General features: G+C 62.9%; 3 protein-coding genes and 1 pseudogene. All 4 read left to right on the top strand.

From position 1 onward, the window contains the following. Window positions 1–322: pseudogene (locus ACRC1E_RS12435) on the top strand (hypothetical protein); the annotation flags it as partial. Continuing rightward, a complete protein-coding gene (locus ACRC1E_RS12430; protein WP_438515408.1) occupies window positions 319–768 on the top strand; it encodes a TadE/TadG family type IV pilus assembly protein in 450 nt (149 codons plus the stop codon). The pseudogene ACRC1E_RS12435 and the gene ACRC1E_RS12430, both read left to right, overlap by 4 nt. Window positions 769–782: 14 nt before the next feature. After that, the gene (locus tag ACRC1E_RS12425) at window positions 783–1,991 is read left to right on the top strand and encodes an AAA family ATPase (protein WP_438515407.1); all 1,209 of its coding nucleotides are present in this window, start codon (window positions 783–785) and stop codon (window positions 1,989–1,991) included. 21 nt (window positions 1,992–2,012) lie between these two features. Further along, window positions 2,013–3,371: a CpaF family protein gene (locus ACRC1E_RS12420; protein ID WP_438515406.1), complete on the top strand. Its 1,359-nt coding sequence runs from the start codon at window positions 2,013–2,015 to the stop codon at window positions 3,369–3,371. The last annotated feature ends 91 nt before the right edge of the window (window positions 3,372–3,462 follow it).

Genomic DNA, 3,462 nt, shown 5'->3' with positions numbered 1-3,462 from the left:
GAACGCCGGCGACGCGCAGGTCATCGCCAATACGCGCTGCCTGCTGCAATACGGCAGCTACGACTGGTGCGTCAACGGCAACGGCAACCAGCCGCTCAGCCTACTGCCGGCAGCCGACTTCAGCCAGGCCAGCATCACCATCTGCGACTGGCAATCCACTGACCCGACCTGCGCCGGGCACAAGGTGGTGTCGCCCGCCGTGAATCTGGTTTCCATTACCGTCGACGGCTATCCGTTCCGCTCGCTGGTGCCTTTTGCCAGCGGCGGCCAGTCGCTAATCCGCTTTGGCAAGATCGCGACCACGATGAGGTCTAATCTATGAGCCGCCAACGCCCCCGCCTGCAACAACAGGGTGCCGCAATCATCGAGTTCGCACTGGTCGCCATCGTGTTCATCAGCCTGCTGCTGGGCATTTTCGAGTTCGGCCGCCTGCTGTTCACCTGGAACTCGGCGGTCGAGGCCACCCGGCGCAGCGCGCGTCTGGCTGTGGTGTGCGACATGAATGCAGCCCGGGTCAAGGCGACGTTTCGCGACATCCTGCCCGCCGTCAGTGCCGGCGACATTTCAGTGGCCTATACGCCGGCAGGCTGCAGCGGCAGCAATAACTGCGAGGCGGTGACGGTGTCGGTGTCGCCCAATGCACCCATGTTCCGCCTGAATATTCCACTGCTGTCCACCCAGTTAAGACTGCCGCCCTTCTCGACCACCCTGATGAAGGAAAGCCTGACCAGCGGAAGCGGCAGCGATGCCAACCCCGACTGCAACTAAAGGGTAAAAACCAGATGAAAATCGCCCTACTGTCACCCGATCCGAAGTCATTGCAGGCCATCCAGCAAACGCTGACGGCACTGGACGGTTATGTGTACAGCGCGCAGTGCGGCAACAGTGCCGCCCTGTCGGGCCTACTGGACGCGCACACGCCCGATGTGCTGCTGTGCGAACTTGGCGCCGATGATGAGCGCCTGTTAGAAGCACTGGAGCGTGCCTGCTTGCGCCAGCCGCAACTGGTACCGATCCTACTCACCGCCCAGCCGACACCGGCAGTACTGATTGCGGCGATGCGTGCCGGCATCCGCGAGGTCTTGCCCCTGCCTCTGGATGCACATACGCTCACTGACGCCTTGCAGCGCGTGCGCGAACAACGGCGGCAGGCAGCGCAGCCGTCCCGTGACGGCAAGGTGCTGGCCTTCATTCCGTGTAAAGGCGGTAGCGGCTCGACCTTTATCGCAGCCAACCTTGCCTACGCACTGGCCCATGCCGCCAGTGGCAGCCGCGTGCTGCTGATCGACCTTAACCTGCAGTTCGGCGATGCCGCCCTGTTCCTGTCCAACGCCCCCACGCCCAGCCATCTGGCCGAACTGGCCGGCCAGATCGACCGGCTGGATGCCGCCTTGCTCTGTTCCAGCCTGCTGTGGCTGGATAACCGGCTTGGCATCCTGCCCTCACCGGAAGACCCGGCCGCCGCCATGGAAGTCCAGGCTGCGCATATCGAGGCACTGATTCGCCTCGCACGGCGCGAATTCGACTTCGTGCTACTGGATCTGGGCCGCACACTGGACCCGGTCAGTATCCGGGCGCTGGATCTGGCGGATACCATATTCCCGGTACTGCAGGCGACCCTGCCCTTTATCCGCGACGCCAAACGCATGCTCGACATCTTCACCTCGCTAGGCTACCCGGCAGACAAGATCAGCCTGATCGTCAACCGCCATGCCAAGGGTGGCGACATCGGACAGGGCGATATCGAACGTACCTTAGCGCGAAAAATCGCCCATATCCTGCCCAACAACTATCAGGCCGCGGCCGCCTCGGTCAATCAGGGGGTGCCGGTCGCGCGGCTGGCGCCGTCCAGCCCGATTGCCCGTGCACTGGACGGCTTCGCCAGCGCCTTGGCGCCGCAAAATGCCGCCAGCCCATCCTGGTGGGGAAAACTGCTGGGGCGAAACAAACCCGCCTACGCTCTTGTCACCGAACCGGGCTACAAGGCCTGATAGTCACCGAGGAGGTTTACCATGTCGCTCAGAGCCCGAATAGAAGCCTATACCCCGGAACCGGCCAGCCTGGAGTCTGCTGTACCGCGCAACACCGAGGAGACCCAGCAGAATTTTCATACGCTCAAGGCTACGATGCACCGGCAATTGCTGGAGCGCATCGACCTGACGGCAATGGAGAGCATGGCACCGGAAAAACTGCGCCAGGAACTGAAGGCCCTGGTCGAGCGCCTGCTGTCCGAACAGAACATCGCGCTGAACGAGAGCGAACGACGCAACCTGGTGCGCGACATCCAGCACGAGATGCTGGGACTGGGTCCGCTGGAGCTGTTGCTGGCCGATACCAGCATCTCGGACATCCTGATCAACTCTTATGCCCAGATCTATGTCGAACGCCGTGGACGGCTGGAGCTGACCGACATCCGCTTCAATGACGATGCCCACCTGATGAAGATCATCGACAAGATCGTCTCCCGTGTCGGCCGGCGCATCGATGAATCCAGCCCCATGGTCGACGCACGTCTGGCCGATGGCTCGCGCGTCAACGCCATCATCCCGCCTTTGGCGATAGACGGGCCGGCGATGTCGATCCGCCGCTTTGCCGCCACGCCGCTGAAAATGCACGATCTGATCGAACGCAAGAGCCTGACCCCGGACATGGCGACCATCCTGGATGGACTCTCGCGCGCCAAGGTCAACATCCTGATCTCCGGCGGCACCGGCAGCGGCAAGACCACTTTGCTCAACATCCTGTCGGCGGGCATCCCACCGGGCGAGCGCATCATTACCATAGAGGACGCGGCCGAACTGCAACTGCAGCAACTGCACGTAATCCGGCTGGAAACGCGGCCGCCCAATATCGAAGGACGCGGCGAAGTCAACCAGCGCGCGCTAGTCCGCAACAGCCTGCGGATGCGGCCGGACCGCATCATTCTGGGCGAGGTGCGCGGCGCCGAGGCGGTGGACATGCTGCAGGCGATGAACACCGGCCACGAAGGCTCGATGGCGACCATCCACGCCAATACGCCGCGCGATGCGCTGACCCGACTGGAGAACATGGTCGGTATGGCCGGCCTCAACCTGACGCCCAAGGTCGCCCGCCAGCAGGTCAGTTCGGCCATCACCGTCGTCGTGCAGGTCGCCCGCCTCAGCGACGGCAAACGCAAACTGGTCAGCCTGCAGGAAATCACCGGAATGGAAGGCGACGTCATCACCATGCAGGAGGTGTTCCGCTATGTGCAGACCGGGGTGGCGAGCGATGCTACCGTGACCGGCTATTTCCAGGCGACCGGCATCCGGCCGCTGTTCCTTGAACGCCTGCGCACCCATGGCGTCGTAATCAGCGAGGCGCTGCTCGACCCGACGCGCCGTTTCGAATAGGAGAAGCGTTATGGATACCTTATTCATTGCCTTCAGCCTGCTGGCTTTCCTCGCCGTGGTGCTGCTGCTGGAAGGTGGCTACCTGTGGTGG

Source organism: Craterilacuibacter sp., assembly GCF_051659485.1.
Classification (GTDB): Bacteria; Pseudomonadota; Gammaproteobacteria; order Burkholderiales; family Chromobacteriaceae; genus Craterilacuibacter.
This window is presented reverse-complemented; position numbering and strand designations above follow the sequence as displayed.